At 48.1% G+C, this 21564-nt stretch carries 20 protein-coding genes and 1 riboswitch; of the genes, 5 read left to right on the top strand and 15 right to left on the bottom strand.

Annotated elements, in window-relative coordinates; genetic code table 11:
- Window positions 1-42 precede the first annotated feature (42 nt).
- Complete coding sequence (locus ADS79_RS23545) at window positions 43-642, bottom strand: SET domain-containing protein (protein ID WP_049740778.1); 600 nt, start codon at window positions 640-642, stop codon at window positions 43-45.
- A gap of 195 nt (window positions 643-837) precedes the next feature.
- On the opposite strand from ADS79_RS23545, the gene ADS79_RS23540 reads away from it, so the two are divergent.
- Entirely contained in the window at window positions 838-1479 is a 642-nt protein-coding gene (locus ADS79_RS23540; RefSeq protein ID WP_049740777.1) for an MBL fold metallo-hydrolase, read from the top strand.
- A gap of 402 nt (window positions 1480-1881) precedes the next feature.
- Here the strand turns inward: ADS79_RS23540 and ADS79_RS23530 are convergent, their stop codons facing one another.
- Complete coding sequence (locus ADS79_RS23530) at window positions 1882-2631, bottom strand: S1 family peptidase (RefSeq protein WP_049740775.1); 750 nt, start codon at window positions 2629-2631, stop codon at window positions 1882-1884.
- Window positions 2632-2694: 63 nt separating this feature from the next.
- A complete protein-coding gene (locus ADS79_RS23525; RefSeq protein ID WP_049740774.1) occupies window positions 2695-3144 on the bottom strand; it encodes a hypothetical protein in 450 nt (149 codons plus the stop codon).
- Between the two features lie 539 nt (window positions 3145-3683).
- Window positions 3684-3772, top strand: a riboswitch (cyclic di-GMP riboswitch).
- A gap of 182 nt (window positions 3773-3954) precedes the next feature.
- Between ADS79_RS23525 and ggt the strand changes: the two genes are divergently transcribed.
- Together ggt and ADS79_RS23515 are read left to right on the top strand one after the other, a co-directional pair.
- Entirely contained in the window at window positions 3955-5673 is a 1719-nt protein-coding gene (gene ggt, locus ADS79_RS23520; protein ID WP_049740773.1) for a gamma-glutamyltransferase, read from the top strand.
- Between the two features lie 98 nt (window positions 5674-5771).
- On the top strand, window positions 5772-7760 hold the full coding sequence (locus tag ADS79_RS23515) for a methyl-accepting chemotaxis protein (RefSeq protein ID WP_049740772.1): 1989 nt from the start codon (window positions 5772-5774) through the stop codon (window positions 7758-7760).
- 66 nt (window positions 7761-7826) lie between these two features.
- Here the strand turns inward: ADS79_RS23515 and ADS79_RS23510 are convergent, their stop codons facing one another.
- From ADS79_RS23510 to ADS79_RS23480, 7 genes are read right to left on the bottom strand one after another with little or no spacing between them, the layout of a single operon-like run.
- Entirely contained in the window at window positions 7827-8546 is a 720-nt protein-coding gene (locus tag ADS79_RS23510) for a glycerophosphodiester phosphodiesterase (protein WP_049740771.1), read from the bottom strand.
- 31 nt (window positions 8547-8577) lie between these two features.
- Window positions 8578-9912 carry an ABC transporter substrate-binding protein gene (locus tag ADS79_RS23505; RefSeq protein WP_049740770.1) on the bottom strand — a complete coding sequence of 445 codons (1335 nt, stop codon included), beginning with the start codon at window positions 9910-9912 and terminating at the stop codon, window positions 8578-8580.
- Window positions 9913-9940: 28 nt separating this feature from the next.
- Complete coding sequence (locus tag ADS79_RS23500; protein ID WP_049740769.1) at window positions 9941-10768, bottom strand: carbohydrate ABC transporter permease; 828 nt, start codon at window positions 10766-10768, stop codon at window positions 9941-9943.
- 28 nt (window positions 10769-10796) lie between these two features.
- Window positions 10797-11753 carry a carbohydrate ABC transporter permease gene (locus ADS79_RS23495; RefSeq protein ID WP_049740768.1) on the bottom strand — a complete coding sequence of 319 codons (957 nt, stop codon included), beginning with the start codon at window positions 11751-11753 and terminating at the stop codon, window positions 10797-10799.
- Entirely contained in the window at window positions 11753-12820 is a 1068-nt protein-coding gene (locus tag ADS79_RS23490; RefSeq protein WP_049740767.1) for an ABC transporter ATP-binding protein, read from the bottom strand. Before ADS79_RS23490 ends, ADS79_RS23495 begins: the two co-directional genes overlap by 1 nt.
- A 4-nt stretch (window positions 12821-12824) precedes the next feature.
- Complete coding sequence (locus ADS79_RS23485) at window positions 12825-13487, bottom strand: HAD family hydrolase (protein ID WP_049740766.1); 663 nt, start codon at window positions 13485-13487, stop codon at window positions 12825-12827.
- Window positions 13465-14064, bottom strand: a complete 600-nt coding sequence (locus ADS79_RS23480; RefSeq protein WP_049740765.1) for a glycerol-3-phosphate responsive antiterminator — start codon at window positions 14062-14064, stop codon at window positions 13465-13467. Before ADS79_RS23480 ends, ADS79_RS23485 begins: the two co-directional genes overlap by 23 nt.
- Before the next feature lie 294 nt (window positions 14065-14358).
- On the opposite strand from ADS79_RS23480, the gene ADS79_RS23475 reads away from it, so the two are divergent.
- Both ADS79_RS23475 and ADS79_RS23470 read left to right on the top strand, forming a co-directional pair.
- Window positions 14359-16098, top strand: a complete 1740-nt coding sequence (locus tag ADS79_RS23475) for a SulP family inorganic anion transporter (protein ID WP_049741122.1) — start codon at window positions 14359-14361, stop codon at window positions 16096-16098.
- Between the two features lie 34 nt (window positions 16099-16132).
- Window positions 16133-16459, top strand: a complete 327-nt coding sequence (locus ADS79_RS23470) for an ArsR/SmtB family transcription factor (protein WP_049740764.1) — start codon at window positions 16133-16135, stop codon at window positions 16457-16459.
- Between the two features lie 138 nt (window positions 16460-16597).
- On the opposite strand, the gene ADS79_RS23465 is transcribed toward ADS79_RS23470, so the two are convergent.
- From ADS79_RS23465 to ADS79_RS23445, 5 genes are read right to left on the bottom strand one after another with little or no spacing between them, the layout of a single operon-like run.
- Window positions 16598-17323 carry a nucleoside phosphorylase gene (locus ADS79_RS23465; protein WP_049740763.1) on the bottom strand — a complete coding sequence of 242 codons (726 nt, stop codon included), beginning with the start codon at window positions 17321-17323 and terminating at the stop codon, window positions 16598-16600.
- A 1-nt stretch (window position 17324) separates the two neighbouring features.
- A complete protein-coding gene (locus tag ADS79_RS23460; protein ID WP_049740762.1) occupies window positions 17325-17987 on the bottom strand; it encodes a sulfite oxidase-like oxidoreductase in 663 nt (220 codons plus the stop codon).
- Window positions 17988-18030: 43 nt separating this feature from the next.
- Complete coding sequence (locus ADS79_RS23455) at window positions 18031-18945, bottom strand: ABC transporter permease (RefSeq protein WP_049740761.1); 915 nt, start codon at window positions 18943-18945, stop codon at window positions 18031-18033.
- Window positions 18932-20002, bottom strand: a complete 1071-nt coding sequence (locus tag ADS79_RS23450) for an ABC transporter permease (protein WP_049740760.1) — start codon at window positions 20000-20002, stop codon at window positions 18932-18934. Before ADS79_RS23450 ends, ADS79_RS23455 begins: the two co-directional genes overlap by 14 nt.
- Window positions 19977-21506, bottom strand: coding sequence for an ABC transporter ATP-binding protein (locus ADS79_RS23445; RefSeq protein ID WP_049740759.1), 1530 nt, complete (start codon window positions 21504-21506; stop codon window positions 19977-19979). Before ADS79_RS23445 ends, ADS79_RS23450 begins: the two co-directional genes overlap by 26 nt.
- Between the last annotated feature and the right edge of the window lie 58 nt (window positions 21507-21564).

Below are 21564 nucleotides of genomic sequence, written 5' to 3'. Positions count from 1 at the left end.
AAAATCGGGCCGTTGCCCGGCCCGGAGGTTATTACAATCGTGTTATTTGGGAAAATGCCGGTTGCAATAAAGATGGACAATCGAATCGAGAGAACGTCTCTTCTCGGTAATTTCCTTTATGGCTGCTTCATGCTCCGAACGTATGAGATGCTTCAACGGCTGTTCAACCAGATTAAATCGTTGAAAAGCAGCTGCCGCCATTTCATCCCACACTGGATAATAACGTAGCAGATCATCAGGCAATACACGAAAGCGACTTGTGCCCTCTTCTGGCAAGCAGTCAAAGGGTTCATCCAGATTCAGCGTCCCATAATCGTCAGTCAGCTCTTCCCCTGGAAAAATGTCGCGTGCTGCCAGCTCCAGATCGTACATGGTCGCTACGCATGTCGCATAAAAGCTGTGGTTAACAAACCGGGCTTTATCCCAGCACAGAATGTACTTTCCGTACTGGTTTCTGAACGAATATTTTTGCACATCCTGCTTGCGTAATGGGTCCAGTTTTTCCACAAAGACAGGGTCTAATACCTGATCCAAATCATCCATGGCCCATACGATCGTTCCTTTGGGAATGAACTTCGTCGCGAACACACCGTACCCGATCTCATCGTTGATATAGCGCAGTTCTGTATCGGGATGCATCATGGTTTTGTTTCACTCCTTGGCGCAGTCGCCTTTTTATTATCATAAGCAGTTCGGCCAAAAGTGGTGTGCGTTTGTGACCGTTATTCGCCTTACTTTTGAGACTGGTGTCATCAATTTAGGTCATTGTAAAATATATCCATATCTACTAATTCAGCAGAGGAGGTTCGCTTGCTATGATGTCTCCTACCACTCCTCATGATTGAACGAAGTCAGCAGTTCCTCGAATTCGCCCGTTCCAATCCCGGCTATCCCGAGACGGTGAAACAAAGGCTGGAACAGGAAACCGATGTGCAAAAGCGACAAGAGCTATCCGATCAACTAGGCGATCTTCTCACCATGGACGCTTCCCTATCTTCTGTGGTACCTACTCCTCCTACGATTACTTTTGACGGCTCTCTCACTCTGCATGGCAGCAAACGAACAGCCGTATTGATCGCCATGGGAAACGGACATAGTGCCTGTGACTCTGTTCTTTATTTGCCGGATGATCAAGTGATGTTCGCCGCGGACCTCTTGTTTGTGCAGAGCCATCCCAGCGTGCAAACCGGCAATGCCAAGGAATGGATTAAAATACTGGGGCAAATGAATGATCAGTCTTTCCACAAGGTCGTCCCCGGCCATGGTCCTGTAGGAGAAAAGAAGGATGTTCTCGCATTGCGGCAGTATTTGCTCGAATTAGTAGAAAAGGCGCAAGCCCTGCACGTAGTGACGTGCTCACTGGAGCAAATAGCAATCCCCTCCGTGCCAGAGCCGTATGCAGAGTGGAATGTTTCCAGCCTGTACAGACAAAATCTCCAACACTTGCTCCATCAGCTTCCGACAAAAATCATGACCTAATTTTAAGAAGTTGCGCATTTTATTTTACAGACCCATCAAATGAGCTAAATACTTATCAATTATCATGTTTGTTAAAGTGTATACTAACAGAACAATCACAATGTATATCAAATAATCGATTATCAGTTCCTTTTTATTTCTATGAAAACCTTTCCTGTATATCATTTTCACCGTCCAAATTACAATAATTACCCCAATTATGTAGTAAGCGTTGTTAAAAAAGGGATAAATACTTGTATTACCAAGGGCATGTTGATCAGCAAGCAAAAAAATGAGCATTTTTCCAACTAAAATATACATGGATGATAAAAAGCACATAATAACATACTTTCTCATGCCTGGTCACTTGCCTTTCTATGTACTAATAGCCGGCCCATCCTTAATGAGGTGGGCCGGCAGGCGTTACTTAGAACCAACTATTGTTGTAATACCAGTTTGTGCCTTAATGTTCCCGATATAGGTTAAATATGCTACGTTTTTACCTTGCGTTCCTGCTGAGACAATACCATATATATTTAAGTTGCTTGTTACTTTACTGTCGGGAGCACCTACTGGCGAGCCACTATCACCATTTATTACAGGAATGCTTACTTTTTTCTGGCCGATTAAATACGCTCCCCAGGCAAGTACACTTGCGTTTGTTTCCTCTACCCATCCACACATCTGCTTATCTGTTTCGCCAAGTGAAGTGCAAACCCCCATGCCTTCCCAGTCATTAATTTGTTCACCAATGATTTTATACCCGGATGCATCATAACTTGAGCCAGATGTAGTTAAGATATAAGGTGTTGTCAAGCTGGAGTCTACTTTGACTAGGGATGCATCAACTGACCCACCGTAATCAAAAACCTTTTTATAAACAGTACCGATATTATTGTTGGTTGTATAACTTTGATTAACTTTCTGCCCAACAGCAGAAGCACAATGACCGGAAGAGACAAGAAAATAGTTACCTTTGCTATCCTTAGCCGAGAAACCTACTGTGCAAAATCCTGATCCCTCATAATTCATCTGAGCACCTCCGGAAACAGGGCGAAGTTTAATGGAGGCACGGTCTATTTTAGATTCAGCCCGTTCTACTTTTACGAAGTTTATCAATTCATTATCGATTGAATCGCTGTTCATAAATTTCTTAATTGATTTTTTGTTCAATTGGTTAGTGATCTTTTCTCTAGCACTATCCTCATCATTTGTGTACCCAATGATCACTTGCTGTTATGCAAAACTTGAAGATATAGAACCAATTTCATCATCTGTTTCATCGATCGTTGAAGATAGTTCGTCCACAATGCTTTCTAAACTCTTCCTTGAATATTTTACTTCATTGTACTTCACTTTTACGTCCTTACCGAGTGTTTTTGAAACTTCAATCAATTGATCATCACTAGGAATCGAGAGGAATCCAATATTTATTACCCCACCATTCTCTTGGTCCACATATAAACCAGCAAAATTGCCCTCAAACTCATTTTCAAGAAATTTTATTAATTTGGGGATTCTTTCTTGGACCTCGATTCGTTTCCAAAACTCTTCACTTTCAATTGGAGTAACGTATTTGCCTTGTGAGTGAGATTCTTTCGTTTGTGCTTGAATTTGACTAGGTATTGCGGAAAGTGTTAAAGCTCCTATTACAAACAAACTTAATAATTTGCGACTTAAATTCACGAAATTCCCTCCAAAACTTAGAATTTGTCTTTGCAATGCTAAGCAAGTTTTCTGGAATGTAGAGCATGAGCTTTCTCATTTTAATACGATATCTTCGAGATATATCCCCTATTAAATCGCACCACCCTTTCTCCTTTATAAAGGAATTAATTTGTAATTGGTAATTTCACCCTTTTTAGTTTATCTGAAACAATTAGAGAAATGTGTCGAACTGTGTATTAATAACAAAAACAGGTAATTGTATCTATCTTCCTCTGCACGGTAGATAGAATGTCATAACCATTTTCTATTCGTCACAGATTGAAATAGAAAAGCTACCCGGCTGCGTGAGTAGCCAAGTCCCTAATCCCATCATCGTATTGAAAAATATGCTCTTTCTCTCCGAATGACTTTAAAGCTCTAATCATTCCATTTTTTCCACATTAAAAAATTTTTCCCTATTTACCCTAAGGGATAAATAGTCTATATTAATTGCTAATAGGAATTTTAGGAACTTTTTCCCACAACAAATGAATCAGTATTTTGATATTCAATCATTGATATCGAATCGGCAAACCCGGGGAAATCCGGCGACGCAAAGCTACAGGGGCTACCCTCGCATCAGCGGGCACGCTTGCCAGCTACCGAAATATTGATGTAGGACAAGACCAATGATCCTATATCATTGGTCTTTTTTTGCGCTCAAATTGTCTAAATTTGTCCATATTTGTATTTTTATTACATTAACAATCAAAGGAGGTGAGGCTAGACAAGCGCAGAGGAGTTTTTTGGGAATTACCATGTAACGAATCAGAAGGAGGTTTCATCGGAATGTCATTCTGGAAAAAACTATCAGCAATTGCCTTGACTGGTGTAATTGGGCTCTCGACACTCTCGCCAGTACAAGCAGCAAACCGACCAACGTCCATGTCACCAAACGCAATGGTAACTACACCACACTATCTTGCTACTGCTGCCGCACTCAAAACATTGGAAGATGGCGGAAACGCAGTTGATGCAGCGATTACTGCCGCTTCTACGCTGGCTGTTGTCTATCCTCATTACACCACTATCGGTGGAGATAATTTTTGGCTCATTTACAATGCCAAAACAAAAGAACTGAAAGCCTTGAACGGTAGCGGTCGCGCAGGTGAAAAGGCGACGATTGAATATTACAAGGGCAAAGGCTACGACACTATTCCTTCCCGTGGCTACGAATCCGCAAACACTGTGCCTGGCGTAGTTTCAGGCTGGTGGGAAGCTTACAACTACGCTCATAAAAGCATGAACAGCAACAAGCTCTCTTGGAGCAGGCTGCTTGAGCCGGCCATCGGCTACGCAGAGAACGGATATCCTGTTTCTCCAAACCAAGTGTACTGGACCAAGCAAGCTACTGATCCAACGGACAATAATTTGAAAAATCTTCAACGTTTTGATGAATTCCGCAAAATCTTCCTGAAGCCAAACGGTGATTCGTACCAACCAGGCGAGCTTCTCAAGCAAAAGGATCTGGCCAAAACCTTGCAAATCATCGCGAAAAAAGGGGCTGACGGATTCTATAAAGGAGAAGTTGCTCAAAAGATCGTGGCAGATATGCAGAAAAATGGTGGTCTGCTCACGCTGAAAGACTTTGAGAAGCACACCTCCACTTGGGCAGATCCGATTACTGTCGACTACCGTGGTTACAAGGCGTACAATGTGCCGCCAAACTCCCAGGGTATGGCATCGCTCTCTATCTTGAACGTATTGAACAATTTTGACCTAAAGAGCATGGGTGAAGGAACACCTGATTACTACCACACCATCGTTGAAGCGACCAAGCAAGCCTTTGCTGACCGTGACAAATGGTTGACTGACCCTGCATTTGTAGATATTCCTGTTAACGATCTGTTGTCCAAGCAGCATGGAAAAGACATGGCTGCACGTATTGATATGAAGCAAGCTGCCAAAACCGTTGAACCGCTCGATCCAAAAGGGGATACAACGTGGTTTGGTATTGTAGACAAGGATGGCAATGCCGTCTCGATCATTCAAAGCCATTATTTTGACTGGGGCTCCGGTATTGTAGCAAAAGATACAGGTGTTCTTCTGCAAAACCGCGGCAGCTATTTCTCTTTGGACAAGAATCACATCAACCATCTGGAGCCAGGCAAGCGCACATTCCATACGATCAACCCTGCTATGCTGTTTAAAGGAGACAAGCCTTATCTCCTCTACGGAACACAAGGTGGAGAAGGCCAGCCGCAAACACAAGCAGCCCTCGTTACTCGTATCATCGACTTTGGCTTTAGCGTACAAGACGCGATTGAAGCACCTAGATGGCTTCATGGACGCAACTGGGGATCTTCCTCCAACAATCTGAAAGTAGAAAGCCGTATTCCCCAAGAAGTTCTCGACGAGCTCGTGAAACGCGGTCATCCGGTCGAAAAATTGGAGGCAGCTTACACCGACGCAATGGGACAATCCGGTGCTATTCTGATTGACCCACAAACCAACGTCAAATTTGGTGGTGCCGACCCACGCGGTGAAGGCGCAGCCATGGGCTATTAATTGGTAGTAAGACTGCTGAGCTGGCCTCAGCAGTCTACCTTTGTATATTTCATTCCGAGAATCACATACCAACCAGGGATAGAAGAGGGGAAAAACCGATGTTTTTGTTCAGCAAACTCAAACGAAAAATGATCTTTTGGTTTCTCCTGGTATCCATCATTCCACTCGTCGGCACGACATTGTTTATCAGCAGCAGCTTTTCGACGATCTTAATTGATAAACAAAAAAACTCCTATGTTGATCTGACCTCCAGTACAGCCATCGCCATGAATCAATACCTGGACCGACGCATGACAGAGATCCAAATCCTTGCACGCACTTCAGACATCGGCTCCGATGAGGCGGAAGCGAAAAACACCTTCCTTCGCAAATTCACCGAGGATATGAAGCTGTATGACGGAAATACCTTTATATCCAAAGATGGAAAAGTAACATCCGACACCTTTCCCAACAGCATCGGAATCGATCTTAGTGAGCGTCAATTTTTCAAAGACGGCATGCAGGACAAATCCAGCTTCTCCGATGTTTTGATCGCCAAAACGACAGGGAATCGCTCGATCATCGTCGCCTCGCCCGTCACAGGGCCAAATAAAGAAAAGCTTGGTGTATTAACTGGCCTCGTCAACGTCGATCAATTTACGTCTACCTTTTTGCAAAACCTGAGTGTGGGTGATGGCGGATACCCGATTCTTGTCGATAACAAAAATCAAATCCAGTACCACCCCAATCAGGAGCTGATTGGAAAGCCGCTTGCAGAATCCGCTTTGCCTCAAGGTTTAACCGATATTTTGGCAGCAGAAAAAGCAGAGAAGGCTTCCTATCATTACACGGATGCGGGAATGGAATACGTGGTAACCTACTCCCCGATTCCAGCTACAAACTTTGGCTTGTATTTGCACATCCCGATCGCCTCCATCACCGAAGCGGTTTCAGGAGTCAACACGCTGGCAATGGTCATCGTACTCGCAGTCGTTGTCGCTGTGAGCGCTATCGCTTACATCATCGCACAGCAAATCACACGTCCGATTGTAGAAGTGGCTCAGGTTGCTAACCGCATATCAGAAGGAGAATTGACTGTTCAGCCGCTGCAAATCCGGACCAAGGATGAAGTTGGCGCACTCTCTCAATCAGTCAACACGATGGTCGAAAATCTCCGAACGATCATTCAACAAGTAAATGCTACAGCTTCGGACCTCGCCTCCTCTGCTGAACAGCTGTCTGTAAATGCAGATCATACGAGCAAGGCTACGGAGCAAATCGCCACAACCATTCAGGAAGTGGCTTATGGTGCCGAAAAACAAGTGAAGAGCGTAGAAAATAGCGTAGCGGCCATGCAAGAAGTGTCCGGTGGTGCCAAGCAGGTATCAACGAATGCCCAGTACGCTGCTGATTCTGCCGTTGAAGCATCACAGATTGCCATCGAAGGCAATCAGGCACTCCAGGTCGTCGTCAGTCAAATGCGCTCCATCGATGATACGGTTACCAATATTGCGGAAATCGTGAAGCGCTTGGGGAACAGCTCGCAAGAAATCGGTCAAATTGTCCAAGTCATCACGGCGATTGCTGAACAAACGAATCTGTTGGCTCTAAACGCTGCGATCGAGGCAGCAAGGGCTGGGGAGCAAGGACGCGGGTTTGCCGTTGTTGCAGATGAAGTTCGTAAGCTAGCTGAGCAATCTGCACAATCTGCCCAGCAAATTGAAACGCTCATCAGTGCCATTCAGCTCGAATCAAATCAAGCGGTTCTATCCATGGAAAAAGGCACAAAAGAAGTCGCCTTGGGCCTGGAGGTAGTAAACAACGCTGGCAAATCGTTCGAGCAAATTCAGGATGCCGTTTCACAGGTAGCCAGCCAGATTCAAGAGGTAAAAACGTACTCCGTCCAAATGTCGGTTGGTACGGAGCAGGTCGTAGAATTAGTCAGCATGATCGAGGAAGTAGCGGAAAACTCGGCTGATGGCACACAAAACGTGTCAGCCGCCACTGAAGAGCAGCTCGCCGCAATGGAAGAGGTCACTTCCTCCGCAGGCAACCTGGCGAGAATCGCCGAAGAACTGCAATCACATGTAAGCAGGTTTAAGCTGTAAACAAAGCAATGGAAAATGGGAAAGCCGCCGGGTTGCTCTTCCCGACGGCTTTTCCTTCCTCATTCTTTAGATCAATGCAAGCATCCGGTCTGGATGATTGGTGCAAATCTGCATGTCTGCATGCCATGACATCACAGTGCGTATATCACGTGGGTCATCCAGCGTCCAAGCAACAACCTTGTATCCTTTGTCCATCGCCGCAAGAGCCAGCTCACGAGTCAAATACGGATAACCCATGGAGAGAATCGTAGCCCCCGCTTCTTCCATCTGTTCCAGCATCAAGACAGGACGGCCGAGTACAATCAATCCGGTGACAACCTCTTGATCCAGCTGTCTCACCTGACGAATCAAATCGTGATCAAACGAGGTAATGTACACCTCTTGTTTCATGTCGTGCTTTTCTAAAAGCTCCAGCACCTTTTCAGCAATTCCGGGATACATGTCACTCGTAGCCTTCAATTCGATGTTTAAGGTGAGGCGACCTTTTACCGCAAGCAACGCTTCTTCCAGAGTGGGAATCCGCTCATCTGAAAATTCCTCTCCAAACCAGCTCCCGGCATCCAGCGCACGCAGCTCCTCCAGCGTGTGATTCATAACCAGCCCGCTGCCAGTCGTTGTGCGCTCCAGTGTAAAGTCATGAATCAGCACAGGAACACCGTCACGTGAAAGCTGTACATCAATCTCCATCGCAGAAATACCTGGCTCAGATAGTGCAAGTCGAATCGCTGCGAGTGTGTTTTCCGGTGCTTTTCCTGACCAACCGCGGTGTGCCATACAAATATTCATCTGGCCATCTCTCCTCTTGCTTACGATACGCTTATTTTTTCAGTAGCTTGCTGCCTTTGTCCGTAGCTGTTTGCAACGCCTCATCTACGCTAGCTTGACCGAGCATCGCACGTTGCAGTTCTTTTTGAATGACATCCTGAAGCTCTTTGTAGCCAGGAGCCATTGGACGAGGATAGCCGTATTGCAACTGCTCAACTGCTACTTTGAAGTTTGGTTCTTTTTCATAGAAGGCTTTCATTTCAGCTGAGTCTACTGCTGCTGTCGTCACAGGCATGTAACCGGAAGCGATAGACCAAGGAACGGTTTGCTCTGTATCGGTCATCCATTTCATGAATTCCCACGCCGCTTTTTTCTCTGCATCAGAGGACTTGGCAAGCATCACGAGATTGGCTCCGCCTGTTGGCGTACCAAAGGTTTTGTTTGCTGGCAGGAAAGCTGCGCCCATGTCAAATTTGGCATTTTTCTTCAATTCCGTCAAGGAACCTGTGGAGGTGAAAATCATGCCTACCTTTTGGTTCAGGAAGTCTTGTTCTGCTACATCCCATGCATTGTAGTTTTCGCCTGGAGGGTTTTTCATAATGCCTTCCTTCACCATTTTGGACCACAGTTCCAGTGGAGCCTTACCCGCTTCGTTGTTGATCGTCAGCTCTTTGCCATCCTCGCTCAGGATGCTGCCGCCGCCTTGGAATACAAGCGCTTCGTAGAACCAGATATCAACAGGCGTGGAGAATCCGTACCGGGTAATTTTATCCCCTTCTTTTTTGCTCAGCTTTTGCGAAAAGCTGACCAGCTCATCCCATGATTTCGGTCCGTTTGGATCAAGACCAGCTTCCTTCAGCATGTCGCGGTTGATGTACAGAAGCGGAGTAGAGCGGTTAAAAGGCACTGCGTACAACTTGTCTTTCCAGTAAGAGTTTTTCATCAGGCCGGGAATATATTTCTTTTCATCACCTTGCGAATAAGGAGTCAGGTCTTCCAGTACCTTCGCATCAGCGAATGCCGCGATGGAGGCGATCTCCACCATCGTTACATCCGGATTGTTTCCTGCTGCGACGGATGCCAAGACTTTGGAGTGGTTTTCCTGATAAGCTCCCTGATAAGCAGGCTTTACGATAATATCCTTATGAGTGTCATTGAACTTTTTGACCATATCTTCGATTGTTTTGCCGCGAACGCCGCCGAGTGCATACCAGAAGTCAATCTCAACGGGACCGCTGCTGGCAGTTGTCGCCGCCGGTTGAGACGTGCTGCCAGTGCCTGTACTAGCCGATTGTTCTTTCCCTGTCGATCCGCAGCCTGCAAGCACTCCTGACAAGCTGAGAGCGAGCGCACATAGAATGGTTCCTGTCTTTTTCATAGATTTCATGATTTGGTTTCCTCCCACAAGGTATGGTTTATTTGGATTGGTAGACAAACGCTTTGATGATATGGCGCTGGGCTACAAAGAAAATCACGAGAATCGGCAGAATCAGGATCATGTTCCCCGCCATCATGACGTTCCACAAGGTTCCCCCGTCTGACATATGCAGGCTGGAGATCCCGATAGGCAATGTTCGCACTTCGTCGCTGTTAGTCATGATAAGCGGCCAGAAGTAATCGTTCCAGTGATAGATAAAGCTGAATAATCCGAATGTAACCAGCACCGGCTTTGCCATCGGCACCATGATAGTCCACATGATTTTCCACTCCGAGGCATTGTCCAGGCGCGCCGCTTCGATAACTTCGTCAGGTACCTGCATGAACGCCTGACGAAGCAAGAAAATTCCAAAGGCACTGGCCGCGTAAGGCAGGATGAGCGACCATAGCGTATTCACCAGTCCCCAACCGCTCAATTGAACATAGATGGGCAAAAAGATCACTTGTCCGGGAATCATGAGCACGATCAGAACCAGTCCGAACAACAGATTCCGCCCGGGAAACTTGTAGCGCGCAAAGGCGTAGGCAGCTGGCACCGCGGTCAAAAATTGCAGCAGCAAAATACCGACCGCAACCAATATGCTGTTCCACGTGTAGGTAAGGAACGGACCTGACTCCCATGCATGGGCAAAATTGCTCCACTCCCACGTCTCAGGCAACAGAGTCGGGGGAAACTGCCTGACCTCTGACATTGTTTTGAAGGCTGTCGATGCCATCCACAAAAACGGAAATACAAACAGGATGGCCACTACCAAAAGCCCGATCCACTCTACTGTTTTGAGTGAAACTTCACTCACTCGTTTCATGCTGCTCCTCCTTTCTCTCTTCTCGTCATCAACGATAGTGAACACGTTTGGACATCACCAGGAAATGCACAGCCGTCAGAATGCCTACCAGAATCAATAGGATGACGGAGGCAGCAGAGGCGAGCCCGCCGTTATAGAAATCCATCCCTTGCTGGTAAATGTAAAAGACGAGCATGTTCGTACTGTTAATCGGTCCACCCTGTGTCATGATGGCAATGGTGTCAAAGGCCTGAAACGATGAGATCGTATTGATAATGAGCAGAAAAAATATCGTCGGAGACAGCATCGGTACAGTGATGCGAGTCAGCGTCCGCCACCACGGTGAGCGATCAAGTGCCGCCGCTTCGTATATATCACCGGGAATGCTTTGCAGCCCTGCAATGAAAATCAACGTATTGTACCCGACACCTTTCCAAATGCTGACGATGATGAGTGACAATAGCGAGCTTTTCGGGTCGGTCAGCCAGGTATAACCGGGAAGCCCAACAGCTTCCAGAACGGCGTTCAGAAGACCAAATTGCGGGTCCATGAGCCACATCCACAGCATAGAGACGGAAACAAGCGAGATGATATGCGGGCTGAATACTGTCGCCTGAATAATGCCGTACACTCTCGCCTTGCGATTCAGCCACAACGCGAGCAAAAAGGAGATCGTCAAGCCGAGTCCAACAGTCGCAACGGTAAATATCGCTGTGTTCCCCAGCACCTGGCGGAAATCTGTGTCCACAATCAGATCGCTGTAGTTTTGAAGGCCTACCCACTCCATTTCTTCCAGATTGATCAGCGACCAGTCCTGAAAGCTCAAATAGATAATGGACCCAATCGGGTAAAAAAAGAACAGAATGAAACAAATCATGGCGGGTGCCAGGTACAGATATGGGCGGAGGCGCGATGCGAGTTCTAGCCAAGCCAGAGGCACCTTGCGCACTTCTGCTTTCACTTGGCTCGCACCCGGCAGCTCGTAGGCGGTTGCCGCTTTTCGCATCAGCTAACCCCTCCCGCAAGAGTCGACACATGCTCTCTTCCGTTCAGACGCCCTACACGCTTGCCGCTTACCCGGTCAAAAACATACATGTGTGGCCAAGCGACGGTTACGGTTACAGACGCGCCAATCTGTCCGGAAACCTCGGTATCCGCCTTGGCAATGATTCTTCCTTTTTCTGTCTCCACATGGAACAGTGTGTCTGAGCCAAGTATTTCCCGTGAGACGATTTGGCCTCTCGCTATCCACATATCGTCATGTGAAACCGGTGAGACTGTCGCCGGCAGCAATACGGCTTTTTCCGGGCGGAATCCCCACAAATGCTCGCTTTTGGTTTCTGCCGGAACAATATTCATCGCTGGCGAACCAATAAATTGAGCGACGAAGAGATTATCTGGCTCCTGGTACAAATCCATCGGGGCAGCCACCTGCATGATGTTGCCATCGCTCATGACGACGATCTGATCTCCCATTGTCATGGCTTCTACCTGATCATGTGTCACATAGATAAAGGTGCTACCCAGCTGTTTATGTAGACTGGTCAACTCTACACGCATCTGATTTCTCAGCTTGGCGTCCAGATTGGACAATGGCTCATCCATCAGAAACACCTTTGGCTTTTTTACCATAGCCCGGGCGAGTGCAACGCGCTGCCGTTGACCGCCTGAGAGCTGTGACGGCTTTCTTTTCAAATAAGAAGACAAGCCAACGATTTCCGCTATTTCTTCCACCAATACCTGACACTCTTTTTTGGATACTCCCCGATTCCTGAGTCCGTAAGCGATATTGTCGTAAACGTTCATCGTCGGGTAGAGTGCGTAATTTTGAAAAACCATGGCGATGTCCCGCTTACCTGGCGGCAGTTGATTTACGGTTTGATCACCGATCTGGATTTCCCCACCCGATACCGTCTCCAGACCTGCGATCATGCGTAGCGTGGTCGATTTTCCACAACCAGAAGGCCCAACCAGAACAGTGAAGGAACCATCGGGAATGACCAGGTCCAAGCCTTTAACCACATTCTGGCTCTGAAACGTTTTCGATACCTGTGTAAGCATCACTCGTGCCATCTTTTTATCTCCCTCCCTCTGTTTTTACAGCTATCATTTCTGTGACAAACGCTTCGAAGTCAGGGTAAGTAAAATCGGGCTTCGCGTAAGACCATTCTTCCTTGCCGTACCACTCCAGCACTACTGCCTGTACCCCGGCACCTACAGCAGACAGCACATCATAGCGGCTGTCTCCGATCATCATGGCTTCGCCCGGCTGCTTATTCATCTCTGCCAATGCCTTTTGTACTGGCTCAGCAGATGGCTTTCCTCTGGACACATCATCTACAGACACAATCACATCAAACAAATGGTCAATCTCGGCCATTTCCAATCCGGCGACTGCAAATTCACGCTGCTTGTTCGTAACGATCGCCAGTGCATACCCCGCTTCTTTGAGCTTTTTCAAGCCTTCCTGAATGAACGGAAAGGGGCGAACATGATCGTCATGGTTCTGGCGCACAAAGGCGTAGTATTTTTGCAGCACTTCGCTTTTGTCAGGAAGACCTGCTGCCGCTGCAACCGCTGCAAGAAAATCGTCAAAGGACTCACCAAACCGCGCCAACAGCTCTTCTCTGCTGAAATGCCCGGGGGCGTATTCGTTAGCTGTAAAGGCAACGGCATCAATTACGGCATCACGGCTGTCCAGCAAGGTACCATCCAGATCAAATAACAACGCTGTAATCATGTATGAAACTCTCCTTCCACAATGAGGGACTCCCGACCGATACTGCGGTCGCTCCATGCTGTAGTACTACTTCCATCTGTTCCCGCTTGCGAAGTAAGCCTCCGGCGATAATGGGAGTATCAATCATGCTTCTGAATTCTTCGATATACTCTGGCAATAATGCAGGCATCAGCTCGACTGCATCTGGCTGCGTATCCTGTATAGATAGAAGTCCTGACTTCAGCGAGTCACTGTCCACCAAAAACAAGCGCTGAATGGTTAACAGGCCTTGCTTTTTCGCCAGCTTAACGAGTGTATTGCGTGTGGTTACGATGCCATCTGGCTTCACGTAATGCGCGAGAAAAGCAATCCCTTCCCGGTCATAGCTGATACCACCAATTCGCTCGAGGTGGAGAAAAACGGGAATTTCTCTACTTTTGAAAAAGTCCACATAGCCTTTAATGACGCCAATGTTGCCGATGGAAAGCACGGCTGCGCTCAAATTGGCTTCAGCGGCTTTTTCCAGATACTTCGCCTCCTTTACGGAAGCGATAAGCTTTATCTGTGCCAGCCTGGCTCGGAATTCTGCCTGATTCATTCGCATTCGCCTCCTTTTTGTCCATAGCAAAAAACCCAACGACATGACAATGCCAAAGAACTTTCGAGGAAAGTACTTGGAAAGGCTGTCGGGGGTTTCTCCATGGCTCCAACCGAGGGATTTTTTCACTTGTTAATTAGAATGGTACTGTAGAAGCGTTAAGAGAACATAAAGCGATTGTTAAAAAAGGGCAAAGATCGTGTAAGCGTGGAATTGACGGAAATCGAGGAATGGATGTATCATTCAATCTATATTCAAATAATCAAATATTCGAAGATAAGAAGGGTTGCAAAGATGAAGTGGGGCGGAAGATTTGAGGGCTACAATCAGGAAGCGTTCAGGAAGGATTGTATTTCCGGATTTATCGTAGGTATTATTGCGATTCCTTTGGGGATGGCCTTTGCCATTGCTTCGGGAGTGAAGCCGGAATATGGCATTTACACCACGATTATTGCAGGTACCTTGATTTCCTTGCTTGGCGGCTCCCGCTATCAGATTGGCGGACCTACTGGTGCCTTTATTCCGATTTTGTTTGCCATCGTCATGCAGTACGGGTATGAAAACCTGCTCATCGCAGGATTTATGGCAGGTATTCTGCTTGTCCTCATGGGGGTCCTACGGCTTGGCGGCTTGATCAAATTTATTCCCCGCCCTGTCACGATTGGATTTACTGCGGGAATTGCCGTCATCATTTTTACCGGACAGATTTCCAATTTTCTCGGGCTTCAGGGCGTGCAAAGACATGAAGACTTTCTTTCCAATATGAAGGAGATCTTCATCCATTTCGTTACACTCAACATATACAGCGTTGGCATTGCTTGCCTTAGCCTTGCCATTATTTTCATTACGCCGCGATATCTCCGAAGCATTCCGGGCTCTCTCGTTGCCCTTGTGATCACAAGTATCGTGGCTGTACTCTTTTTAGACGGAAAGGTAGCCACCATTGGCTCAACATTTGGCGCGATCCCCAGCACATTGCCCAGCTTTCATTTTCCCGAAATCACATGGGAACGATTGCAAAATTTACTGAGTCCAGCCCTAATCATTGCTATACTAGGAGCGATAGAGTCTTTGTTATCCGCGGTCGTAGCCGATGGGATGACTCGCAGCCAGCACAACAGCAACCGGGAGTTGATCGGGCAAGGCATTGCGAATATGGCAGCCCCGTTGTTCGGTGGTATCCCGGCTACAGGAGCGATTGCGAGAACCGCTACCAACATCAGAAGTGGTGCTGTTTCCCCCATGTCGGGAATCATACATGGCCTGGTCGTGCTGCTCATCCTGATTGTACTCGCTCCCTATGCCTCTAGCATTCCTTTGGCCAGCATGGCTCCCATATTGATGCTGGTCGCCTGGAATATGAGCGAACGCAAGGAATTTATGCACATTCTCAAAGCAAAAACCAGTGATTCAATCGTACTTTTGATCACGTTCCTCTTAACTGTTTTCACGAATTTGACAACGGCTGTTGAGGTTGGTCTGGTTTTGGCAGTCTTGTTGTTCGTCAAACGAATGCGCGATAGCCTGCAGGTAGAAAAAGTGCTGCCAGACCCCTCTTCCAAGCATGAAAAGGTCGCGTCACACATGGTTACGGCGAGCCATGATTGCCCACAAATCAGTATGTTTACGATTGAAGGTCCTCTCTTTTTTGGTGATGCAGACGTGTTTGAACGCTCGCTGATGAGTACCCTTCAGAAGCGCCCCAGCGTTTTGCTGCTCCGAATGGGGCATGTCCCTTTTATGGATATGACCGGCGAAGCGAATTTGGCCAAAGTAGTACGACAATGTATCAATCAAGGCACAACGGTACTTATCTCGGGAATTCAGCCCCAGCCAAAGGAAATCTTGCAGCGCACCGAGCTAGATTCATTAGTGGGCGAATCACACTTTTTTGCCCACACCGGTGATGCCATTAATTATGCACTGAGCAAATTGGATCTGGACAAATGCTTGGGGTGCAAGCATTTTGCTTTTCGGGAATGCTCCACCTTATCCAGTTCTCAGCAGGAGACCTTTGTCCAGAAAACGACCTGAATGACGATACGAACAGATCGGAGGAACTATCGCATTGAATTTGGAGCTACAGCAATTTAAGGCCAATTTTTTCAAGGCATTAGGACACCCCCTGCGCATTCGCATATTGGAATTGCTTGCCGAAGGGGACAAAAATGTGAATGAGCTACAAACCCTTATCGGCAGCGAAGGCTCTGCGGTATCACAGCAGCTCGCCGTATTGCGCAACAACAACATCGTTTATGGTACGAAGGATGGGAACAAAGTCACTTACTCCTTGCGCGATCCCATGATTATTGAGCTTTTAAGCGTGGCTCGACAAATTTTTAACAACCACCTGATTGATACTATTTCCATGCTGGATCGGTTCAACGAGGAGTAACATTAGAAAACTTGGCTTTGCCAAGCCTTTTGGCGCAGGCAGGGCCTTAGTTGCGCTTATACTATCTTCCTTAGAATTCTTATACTTTCCGATAGTACAAAAAGAGCCCAGGACCACTGTAGTCCTGGGCATATTATTTTACTCGGTAACAGCTACCACTGCATCCAGTGCAATCAGCGCTTCTGCTTCGATCGCTTTTGCCATGGCATCAGTATGCGGATTGTACGACTCCAACAGATCTGCGTCAGCGTAGCCGTCGATTGCCAGAATGGAGCCTGTTTTCATTCCGCGCAAGGCAGCGATGACAAACAGAGCGGAGTTTTCCATTTCCACTGCCAGCACGCCTGCTTTTTGATACAGCTTGTGCGGGAATTCCACTACGCCGCTGTAGAAAACATCAAGTGTCAGGGTAATCCCCTCGGCTACACTCAAGCCAGAAGCATCGGCTTTGGCCGCCTGGACAAGGGCATCAGCGACGCGACGGTTGGCAACAGCCGGGAAGCCTGCCGGTACGAGCTGACTGGTCAGCCCATCCTGACGTACAGCCGCAGAGCTGATCACGAGACTGCCTGGCTCGATCTCGCGTTGATACGATCCTGCTGTTCCTACACGAATAATGTACTCTACACCGCCTTTTGCCAGCTCCTCGAAGCAAACAGCAGCGCCTGGCGAGCCTACGCCGTGACTTACGACAGCCACTTCTACGCCCTTCCAGGTTCCTGCATAGCTGTGGTACTCACGATTTTCCCCGATTTGCCGCTGATTTTCCAGCTTGGAGGAAATCAGTGCCGCACGTTTTGGATCACCGCATACAATCACACGCTTTGGCAATTCTGCTGGATCTACCTTTAGGTTCGTCAACATCTTAATCAAACTCCTTTTTCTCCCATTCATCCTCAGGGATAGGCAATGCTTCACCAGAGAACCGTTCTTCCCGGAACGGGTCTGCGATCAGGTGAAAGCCGTTTTGCTCCCAGAAGCCGGGTTTATTTTCCGTCATAAACTCGATGCCTCGCAGCCACTTTACACTTTTCCAAAAGTAAAGATGGGGTACAACCAGTCTGAGTGGCCAACCATGCTTGTCTGTCAGAGGCTCCCCGTCAAAGGAATGCGCCAAGAGCACATCATCTCGCTCCAGATCAGCCAGTGGCACATTTGCTGTATAGTCGTTGTCACCATGCAGCATGACGTAGGAGGCTTGCGGGGTTACCCCGATGGCGTGCAGAAAATCGCGGAAACGCACTCCCGTAAATGCATTGTCAAAGCGTGACCAGCGCGTAACGCAATGGATGTCTCTCGTCACTGTCACCTGTGGCATGTCCATGATCTGCTCATACGTGAGTGTGACTTCCTTGTCCACTTCCCCGAAAACACGCAGTGTCCACGTCTTCATGTCGTAAACCGGCACGTCTCCCTCGTGCAAAATGGGAAACCGCTCGGTTAAAATCTGTCCTGGCGGCAATCTTTTGGCAAGTGCCGGGTCGACAGCAGGAATCTTCATTTTTTTAATTCGATCTGCCTTGTTCATATCGCATTTCCCCCTATCTTGGCTGTTCGTTTTCGCTTGCGAATTAGCGGGTGCTTTGCTGATTGTTGCTGCTGCCCTGACCTTTATCCTTCAGGAAGAACATAGCCAAAATGGTCAGCACATAAGGCAGCATCGAAGTAATTTGGGTCGGCAACGAAAAGCCTTGAAGCCTTATGCTGAGAGCATCCATCAAACCAAACAGGAAGCTGGACGCGAGTATTCCCAGTGGATGAGATTGACCCATCATCATAGCAACGAGCGCAATGAAGCCACGTCCAGCCGTCATACCTTCTGTAAACATGGTTACCTGTCCGAGAGAAAGCTGTGCGCCTGCTACACCGCACAAGGCTCCACACATCACGATTGCCAGTACCTGCAAGCTTGTTACTTTCAAGCCCAGGCTACGCGCTGCTACCGGGTTAAGCCCCACGGCAAGTACACGAAAGCCTGTCACAGTACGATAGAAGAAAATATAAAGCAATATCGCAGCGATAAACGCCACATACACTAGCGGCGAATGTCCTGACAAAATGTCGCCCAGGACAGGAATATCCTTGATCACCGGAATGTCCAGGCGTGGCAATCCAGCCATGTCCTTGTCATAAAAAGCTCCTTTTACACCAAAGATCGCACGCAAGGCAAACGTCGTCAGACCAAGCGCCAGAAAGTTAATCGCCACACCGACAACAATTTCATTTGCCTTCATCCGGATCGTCATATACGCAAATAAAAGCGAGAAGAGAATACTGGCAAGTGCCGCAATCAAGATGGCGAGGAAGAGATTCCCGGTAAAATGGTTGCCCACGATCGCCGAGAAAGCACCAACGAGCACCAGCCCTTCCAAGCCTACATTAAAAACACCTACACGCGCGCATAGCGCCCCGCCCAAGGCAGCAAGCAAAATCGGCGTTACCATCCGAATGGTAGAACTGACGAGGGTCCAATCAAGCAGCTCCATGCGATTCTCCCCCTTTTGTCTTCCGCTTTTTCCACCAGTCGTAGCTGAATTTTGCCGAGATGAACAGAATGAGCACAGCCTGAATCACACTAGCCAGCTCCAATGGTACGTCTGTATTGCGTTCTACACCCATTGCTCCTGTCTGGAAAGCAGCAAGCAAAATCGAGGTAATGATAATTCCAATTGGATTGGAGTTGGCGAGCAAGGTAGCCATCAAGCCCGTCCAGGCAAAATTGGGAACCGTTAGGGCACCGTCGACAAAGCGATAATGGGCGCCAAAGACTTCAACCGTTCCTGCCAAGCCTGCCAAGCCACCACTTGCAAACATGCCTGTCAGCATAACCTTGATGCGATTAATTCCGCCGTACTGGGCAAACAGTGGGTTTTGACCGAGCATTTTCACTTCATAGCCAAATGGCGTAAAACGAATGACCCAAAACAGTACGAGTGCAGCAATGATCGCAAAGAGAAAGCCTGCATGTACACTCATGCCCGCAAACAGCTTGGGCAGCCAAACACTTTTCTCCAGCATCACTGTCTGTGACAAAGCAGCAGAGCCAGTCCGGTCACGAAATGGTTCTGTCACGAGATAGCTCGCAAACAATACCGCGATATAGTTGAACAAAAGTGTGGAAATGAGAAGCGGAATGCGAAATCTCGCTTCCATAATGCCCGGGATCAGCGCCCACAGCCCGCCTACTGCCATTCCCGTAAGAATAGCTGCTACCAGCTTGATCATCCCTGGTGCCGGCAAATAGATGGCAACCAGTGTGGCACTGATCGCTCCCAGCACCATCTGGCCTTCTGCCCCGAGGTTAAACACTCCCGCGCGAAAAGCCAGTGAAAGACCTAGCGCAATTAACATAATTGGTGTGGCCCTTGCCAAGGTTGACGTGAAGAAGTAGAAGCTGCCAAAAGCCCCTTTCCACATCTCCTGGTAGGTACCTACAATGGATTCACCCACTGCAGCGATAACGAGCGCCCCGGTCAACAGGCCGATCAATACTGCCAGCAAAGGCTGAACCAGCGACTTACCTAGCTCTTTGACTGCTGCCATGAACGCTTCCTCCTGCCATCAACACGCTGATTTTTTCTTCTGTTGCTTCCGAACGCGCTAGCTCACCAGCAATTTTCCCTTTGTACATCACCAAAATTCGGTCAGATAGGGCGAGAATCTCGGACAGCTCAGAGGAGACGAGCAAAATCCCATCCCCCTGGTTGCGTTTTTCAATCAAGGCTTGATGGATGTACTCCATCGCACCGATGTCGACGCCCCTCGTTGGTTCTGCTGCGATTAGAAATGGCGTTTCCTGCCCCAGCTCGCGAGCCACGATCAATTTTTGCAGGTTTCCGCCGGAGAGATTCCCCGCGAGCTCCTGTAGTTGTCTGGACCCTGTTTTAATGGCAAATCGCTCGACCCAACCACGAACCACCTGCCGAAAAGCTTCACGCTTTACGATTCCGCGGCGATAGTATTCGGGCTTTCGCTGATAGCCCATCAATGCATTTTCCTCTACACTCTCGAGCTTGGCCGTTCCCCACATATAGCGGTCTTCCGGGATATGGGCCAATCCAGCATCGCGAATAGTAGCGACCGGCTGATTTGTCACATCCTTGCCTCCAAGACGTAGGCTGCCTTCCTGCGCTGTCCGCAGACCACTCAATGCTTGCAGCAGCTCGGACTGGCCATTTCCGGAAACACCTGCAATTCCGACAATTTCCCCATGATGAACAGTAAAAGTAACGTGATCGAGCAAGGTTTGCTTGTCCCGAACCGTCAAATTTTCTACCTGCAGCAGTGGACCTCGATCCAGAGACACGCGTTCACTCAGCTCCTGCAATTCCCGTCCGACCATGAGCCGTGCCAGATCATCTACATTCGTTTCCTCACGAGAGACCGTTCCCGTTACCTTGCCGCCTCGCAGTACGGTGATGCGATCTGCTACCTCCATCACTTCCTGGAGCTTGTGCGTGATCAAAATGACACTTTTCCCGCTCTGCGCCAAATTGCGGATCGTTTGCAGCAGCTCGCGAACCTCCAGTGGTGTCAAAACAGCGGTAGGTTCATCCAATACGATGATGTCCGCTCCCTGATACAGAACCTTCAGAATCTCTACCCGCTGTTGTTCACCAATCGAACAGCTAGAGACCTGTGCCTGTGCATCAATCGGAATGCGATATTGCTCGCTCAGCGCACGAACCTTTTCCACCGCTTCTTTTCTTTTGAAAAAGCCCGTCTGCTTCGGTTCATAGCCAATCACAATGTTTTCAGCTGCAGTGAACTCGCCAAACAGCATAAAGTGCTGATGAACCATTCCGATACCACTGCGAATGGCATCCTCCGGTCCGCGGAACGTCACTTTTTTGTCGCCCAGCACGATATCTCCTGATGTTGGCTGCTCCATACCATACAGCATCCGCATTAACGTTGTTTTCCCTGCTCCGTTTTCACCAACAATTGCGTGTACTTCACCAGCAGCCAGTGAGAACGACACCTTGTCGTTGGCAATAAAATCTCCGTATTTCTTGGTCATGTCCCTCATTTCCAAACGATAGGCCATCCCCACTCCTCCTTTTTCTGTGCTGCCGCTCCAAAGCTTCCTCGAACACAATCGTGAC

It is taken from the genome of Brevibacillus reuszeri, from assembly GCF_001187725.1.
In the GTDB taxonomy this organism is placed as follows: Bacteria; Bacillota; Bacilli; order Brevibacillales; family Brevibacillaceae; genus Brevibacillus; species Brevibacillus reuszeri.
Note: the sequence above shows the minus strand (reverse complement) of the source record. Positions and strands in the feature narration are given on the sequence as shown.

Bases quoted from the DNA above. Each gene is read 5' to 3' on its own strand.
- ADS79_RS23485 (WP_049740766.1), bottom strand. From the start codon at position 13,487: ATGATTACAGCGTTGTTATTTGATCTGGATGGTACCTTGCTGGACAGC.
- ADS79_RS23445 (WP_049740759.1), bottom strand. From the start codon at position 21,506: ATGGCCTATCGTTTGGAAATGAGGGACATGACCAAGAAATACGGAGAT.
- ADS79_RS23500 (WP_049740769.1), bottom strand. From the start codon at position 10,768: ATGAAACGAGTGAGTGAAGTTTCACTCAAAACAGTAGAGTGGATCGGG.
- ADS79_RS23465 (WP_049740763.1), bottom strand. From the start codon at position 17,323: ATGTTGACGAACCTAAAGGTAGATCCAGCAGAATTGCCAAAGCGTGTG.
- ADS79_RS23460 (WP_049740762.1), bottom strand. From the start codon at position 17,987: ATGAACAAGGCAGATCGAATTAAAAAAATGAAGATTCCTGCTGTCGAC.
- ADS79_RS23475 (WP_049741122.1), top strand. From the start codon at position 14,359: ATGAAGTGGGGCGGAAGATTTGAGGGCTACAATCAGGAAGCGTTCAGG.
- ADS79_RS23510 (WP_049740771.1), bottom strand. From the start codon at position 8,546: ATGAATATTTGTATGGCACACCGCGGTTGGTCAGGAAAAGCACCGGAA.
- ADS79_RS23495 (WP_049740768.1), bottom strand. From the start codon at position 11,753: ATGCGAAAAGCGGCAACCGCCTACGAGCTGCCGGGTGCGAGCCAAGTG.
- ADS79_RS23450 (WP_049740760.1), bottom strand. From the start codon at position 20,002: ATGGCAGCAGTCAAAGAGCTAGGTAAGTCGCTGGTTCAGCCTTTGCTG.
- ADS79_RS23515 (WP_049740772.1), top strand. From the start codon at position 5,772: ATGTTTTTGTTCAGCAAACTCAAACGAAAAATGATCTTTTGGTTTCTC.
- ggt (WP_049740773.1), top strand. From the start codon at position 3,955: ATGTCATTCTGGAAAAAACTATCAGCAATTGCCTTGACTGGTGTAATT.
- ADS79_RS23545 (WP_049740778.1), bottom strand. From the start codon at position 642: ATGATGCATCCCGATACAGAACTGCGCTATATCAACGATGAGATCGGG.
- ADS79_RS23490 (WP_049740767.1), bottom strand. From the start codon at position 12,820: ATGGCACGAGTGATGCTTACACAGGTATCGAAAACGTTTCAGAGCCAG.
- ADS79_RS23540 (WP_049740777.1), top strand. From the start codon at position 838: ATGATTGAACGAAGTCAGCAGTTCCTCGAATTCGCCCGTTCCAATCCC.
- ADS79_RS23505 (WP_049740770.1), bottom strand. From the start codon at position 9,912: ATGAAATCTATGAAAAAGACAGGAACCATTCTATGTGCGCTCGCTCTC.
- ADS79_RS23480 (WP_049740765.1), bottom strand. From the start codon at position 14,064: ATGAATCAGGCAGAATTCCGAGCCAGGCTGGCACAGATAAAGCTTATC.
- ADS79_RS23455 (WP_049740761.1), bottom strand. From the start codon at position 18,945: ATGGAGCTGCTTGATTGGACCCTCGTCAGTTCTACCATTCGGATGGTA.